This window comes from Kitasatospora sp. NPDC059812 (assembly GCF_042732075.1).
GTDB lineage: Bacteria > Actinomycetota > Actinomycetes > Streptomycetales > Streptomycetaceae > Kitasatospora.
This window is the reverse complement of the sequence record NZ_JBHWIO010000065.1, coordinates 1-4,844: the sequence shown is the minus strand read 5'-3', so window position 1 is coordinate 4,844 and position 4,844 is coordinate 1. Positions and strand designations below refer to the sequence as shown.

The 4,844-nt window shown below is 72.2% G+C and carries 4 protein-coding genes and 1 tRNA gene; all 5 read right to left on the bottom strand.

What is annotated here, in order from left to right; all coding sequences use genetic code 11:
- Nucleotides 1-272: 272 nt before the first annotated feature.
- Entirely contained in the window at nucleotides 273-602 is a 330-nt protein-coding gene (locus ACFV6D_RS27295) for a hypothetical protein (protein WP_363370655.1), read from the bottom strand.
- 424 nt (nucleotides 603-1,026) lie between these two features.
- Nucleotides 1,027-2,391: an FAD-linked oxidase C-terminal domain-containing protein gene (locus ACFV6D_RS27290; protein ID WP_363370657.1), complete on the bottom strand. Its 1,365-nt coding sequence runs from the start codon at nucleotides 2,389-2,391 to the stop codon at nucleotides 1,027-1,029.
- Nucleotides 2,392-2,503: 112 nt separating this feature from the next.
- Nucleotides 2,504-3,331 (bottom strand): MerR family transcriptional regulator, encoded by an 828-nt coding sequence (locus ACFV6D_RS27285; RefSeq protein ID WP_380561416.1) that lies wholly within the window; start codon nucleotides 3,329-3,331, stop codon nucleotides 2,504-2,506.
- A 118-nt stretch (nucleotides 3,332-3,449) separates the two neighbouring features.
- Nucleotides 3,450-3,537: transfer RNA gene (locus ACFV6D_RS27280), tRNA-Ser, on the bottom strand.
- A 63-nt stretch (nucleotides 3,538-3,600) separates the two neighbouring features.
- On the bottom strand, nucleotides 3,601-4,844 hold a 1,244-nt coding region (locus ACFV6D_RS27275; RefSeq protein ID WP_380561414.1), incomplete at its 5' end, for a S1C family serine protease.

Below are 4,844 nucleotides of genomic sequence, written 5' to 3'. Positions count from 1 at the left end.
TGTCGGGGGGGCCGCGGCGCGCGGGGGCGCGCGCGGGCGCGGTGTCGGGGCCTGCTGCGCGCGCCTGCGCGCGGCCCGCGCCCCCCCCCCCCCCCCCCCCCCCCCGAGGCCGGCTTCACGGCGACCCTTTCCGCTGGCCGGTCATGCGCTGTTCTGATCCGCGCCCGGGCGGGAATTCCGCCCGGAGACTGGTTCGAGCCTCTCCGCGAGCGCTCAGCTCACCCGCGGCCGCCCACCTCCGGCGCCCCCGCCGTCGGTGGTGCCCGATCGGATCAGTGGAAGATCGGGGCGAACACGACGTTGATGTTCTTGTTGGACTGCCCGGCCAGGATGGTGCCCGCGTTGTCCTTCACCGCGAGGGTGTTGTTCTGGTTCGAGGCGCCGGCGCCGGTGGCGGTCTGCTGGGTGGAGATGTAGTTGCCGTCGACCCCGCCGAAGACGTTGCCCGTGCCGACGTTGGACACCACGCCGGCGTTGGAGCCGGCGGCGGCGCCCGCACCGTTGTCGGCGGCCGCAGCACCGGCCCCGGCCAGCAGCAGGCCGGCCGCGAGCGGGGCGGCGAGCAGGAGTCCGGCCACCCGGCGGGTGTGGATGCGAGCCATGAGAGCCTCCAAGAAGCTGTAAATCGTGCAATTGTCGAGCAAGGGGTGCGGGAGTTCGCCGGCCAGACGAACACCTGCTGGCTGCGACGCCGAGAGACAGACTTCCGCAACAAATCGACAAAGCACTAGTCGGCGGGGCAGTTTTCGCCCGTTAGCGTGATATCCACCCGGGCTGCGCATAACGGACCGAAAATCGGACAGTGCGCCGACGCACCTCTCTGAGCTGGCACTTTGCCCGAACGGCGACCTCTCGGAGGACCCTCCAGGTAGGGCGCTTCGCCATCACGCGAACCACCAGGCGCACCACCCCGGCGCAGGAAAATCAGGAAACGCGCCCCCAAAAAGTTCGACCACCCTCCCATGTCGACTTTTCCGGCCATTCCCAGACCATCGGAAAGTCGTACTGGAATAGGGGGAAATACCATCAGACCATCTTGCCCGGGTTCATGATTCCCAACGGATCGAAGACCGCCTTCAGCTGTCGCTGGAGGTCCAGCGCGACCGGCCCCAGCTCGCGTGCCAGCCAGTCCCGCTTGAGCAGCCCCACCCCGTGCTCCCCGGTGATCGTGCCGCCCAGCTCCAGCCCCAGCGCCATGATCTCGTCGAAGGAGCGCTGCGCCCGCGCAGCCTGCTCCTCGTCCGAGCCGTCGAAGATCACGATCGGGTGGGTGTTGCCGTCCCCGGCGTGGCTGACCACCCCGATGGTCAGCGCGTGCCGCTCGGCGATCGCCGCCACACCGTTCAGCATCTCGGCCAGCCGGGAGCGCGGCACCGCCACGTCGTCGATCATCGTGGTGCCCAACCGGTCCAGCGCGGGCAGCGCCAGTCGCCGGGCCTCCAGCAGCAGCTGCGACTCCGCCTCGTCCTCGGCCGGCACCACCTCGGTCGCCCCGGCCTCCCGGCAGAGCTCCGCCACCCGCGCCAGCCCGGCCTCCCGGTCCGGCCCGTCGAAGGCCACCAGCAGCAGCGCCCGGGTCGTCTCCGGCAGCCCCATCCGCCCCAGGTCGTTGACCGCCCGCACGCTGACCGCGTCCATCAGCTCCATCAGCGACGGGGTCAGGCCGCGCGCCATCACCTCGCAGACGGCCGCGCCCGCCGCGTCCGCGCTCGGGAACTCCGCCGCCAGCGCCAGCTGCGGCGCCGGCGCGGGCCGCAGCGCGAGCACCGCCCGGACCACCACGCCCAGCGTGCCCTCCGAGCCGACCAGCAGCCGGGTCAGGTCGTACCCGGCCACGCCCTTGGCCGTCCGGCGCCCGGTGGACAGCAGCCGCCCGTCCGCCAGCACCACGTCCAGGCCGAGCACGTACTCGCTGGTGACGCCGTACTTCACGCAGCAGAGCCCGCCCGCGCCGGTGCCGATGTTGCCGCCGATCGTGCAGGACTCCCAGCTGGACGGGTCCGGCGGGTACGACAGGCCCAACTCCTCGGCTGCTCGCGACAGTTCGGCGTTCACGACGCCGGGCTCGACCACCGCGATCCGGTTCACCGGGTCGAGCTCCAGGATCCGGTTCAACTTCACCATCGACAGCACGATGCAGCCGTCCACGGCGTTCGCCGCCCCCGACAGCCCGGTCCGCGCCCCCTGCGGCACCACCGGCACCCGCAGCGCGGTGGCGGTGCGCAGCACGTGCTGCACCTGCTCGACCGTCTCCGGGAACACCACCACGGCGGGCGCACCGGCGGCGCAGAAGCCGGCCATGTCATGGCGGTAGGCGGCGGTCACGTCCGGATCCACCACCACCGCCCCGGCCGGAAGGCCCTGCGCCAGTCGGTCCGTCAGGTCACCCATCGCCGCCTCCACTCGCCGCCCGCCGCCTCCACCGCACTCTGCCCGCCCGCCGGAGGCCCGGCAAGTGGGCCCCGGCGGGATCTGCGGGGCGTGGACCTCGGCCGGGCAGGGCCTACCGGCGGACCACCGGCTCCTGGAACTCCGTGACCCACCGCGCCGGGTCGTCCGGGCACTCCAGGTAGAGCTCCCGGGCGTAGCCGGCCGAGCGGTAGCCGTTCGCGTCGATGAAGCGGGCCAGCTCCTGGAAGCTCCCCATCGCCTCGTCCATCGAGCCGCGGTGCACGACCGTCGCCGCCTCCTCGATCGGCGGCAGGTCGAGCACCGCGAAGCCGTACCGGCCCGGCTCCACCGCCGGCCCGACCGGGACGGCCACCCGGATCAGCACCGCGCCCTCGCCCTCCGGCACGTCCTCGTACCGGGCGACGGACGGGCCCGCCTCGGCGATCCCGGCCTCGGCCAGCCGCCGGCACAGCTCCGCGAACAGCGGGCCGATCACCGGTCCGATGTCCTCCGGCTCGTAACTCGCGGCCACCGCGGTCAGTTCGGCCACCCGGACGGACGGCACCCGCTTCAGCACGACGTCGTGTGCGGACATGGTCCCCTCGCTCTCGATCGTCCGGAGCCTCGCCTCCACCCTGGTCAGCCGCTGCTCGTCCGCGGCGATCGCCTCGGCGAGTTGGGCCCGGCGCAGCCGCAGCATCCCGCGCAGTTCGGCCGCGTCCACCTGCTCGTCCAGGACGGCCCGCACCTGCTGCAGCGTGAAGCCGAGCTCCTTGAGCGCGATCACCCGGTTGAGCCGGGCGAGTTGGGACGCCTCGTAGGACCGGTACCCGCTGACCGGGTCCACCCTGGCGGGCCGCAGCAGCCCGATCGCGTCGTAGTGGCGCAGCATCCGCACCGACACCCGGCCGTGGCTGGCGAAGTCTCCGATGTTCAACATGGTGCCCCCACTCCACCCCCTGCCACCGTGTCAGGGTCAACCCCCGCCGGCCGCAAACGCGAAAGGCGGGTGCCGAGTGATCTCGGCACCCGCCCTGAGCAGGTGGTTCTCCAACCAGCGGAGAGCGTGGGATTCGAACCCACGGTACGGGGTCACCGCACGACAGTTTTCAAGACTGTTCCCTTAGGCCGCTCGGGCAGCTCTCCAGGCGGAGGTCAGCCTAACGGGTCCGGCGGGGTTCGGTGCACACCGTTTCGTGCGGGTGGGGGTCAGCTGTCGCCGTCCCGCTGGCCGAGGGTGACCTTGGTGTTGAACTGCTGGCCGTTGCGGGTGTACTCGACGTCGACGGTCTCGCCGGGCTTGTGCGTCCAGATCCGGCTGACCAGGGCGGGGCCGTTGTCGATCGGGACTCCGCCGAGCTTGGTGATGACGTCGCCCGGCTTGAGACCGGCCTTGTCGGCGGCGCCGCCGGGGGTGACGGCCGGCTGGCCCTGGATGTCGCGGGTCTGGATCTGCGCGCCATCACCCTTGTAGTCGTCGTTGCGCAGCACGTCGAGCTTGGCGTAGACCGGCTTGCCGGTCTTGATCAGGGTGTCGGCGACCCACTTGGCCTGGTTGATCGGGATGGCGAAGCCGAGGCCGATGCTGCCGGCCCGGCCGTTGGCGGAGGCGTTGGACTGGATCGCCGAGTTGATGCCGATCACCGAGCCGCTGGAGTCGAGCAGCGGGCCGCCGGAGTTGCCGGGGTTGATCGAGGCGTCGGTCTGCAGGGCGTTCATGTAGGAGGACTGGCCGCCGGTCTCGTCGCCGGAGGCGACCGGGCGGTCCTTGGCGCTGACGATGCCGCTGGTGACGGTGGACTCCAGGCCGTACGGCGCACCGATCGCGACGGTGGCGTCGCCGACGTTGACCTTGTCGGAGTCGGCCAGCGGAAGCGGGGCCAGCTTGCTCTTCGGCGGGTTGTCGATCTTGATCACGGCGACGTCGTAGCCCTCGGCGTGGCCCAGCACGGACGCGTTGTAGGACGTGCCGTCGGCGAACTTGACGGTCAGTTTGCCGCCGTTGAGGGTCGGCGCGACCACGTGGTTGTTGGTGAGGATGTGGCCCTCGGTGTCGAAGACGAAGCCGGTGCCGGTGCCCGACTCGCCGTTGCCCTGCGCCTTGATGGTGACGACGCTGGGCAGCGCCTTCTGCGCGATGCCGGCGATCGAGCCGGGGGCGGGCTCGTTCTTCTGGGTGTTGCTGGCCTGGACGGTGGTGCTGCGGTGGTCGTCGGCGCTGTTGGTGCGGTCGTTGCGGTCCGCGACGGTCACGCCGAGCGCCCCGCCGGCCACGCCGGCGACCAGCGCGACGGCTGCGATCAGGGCGACCAGGCCGCCGCGCTTCTTGCGCGGGCCGCCGGGGCCGCCGGGGTAGTCGGCCGGGTAGCCGAGCGGTCCGGCCGGGCCGCCCGGGTAGCCCGCGCCGCCGCCGGCGTCGTGGGCGGCGCCCCAGCCGCCGAGCGGCTGGCCGG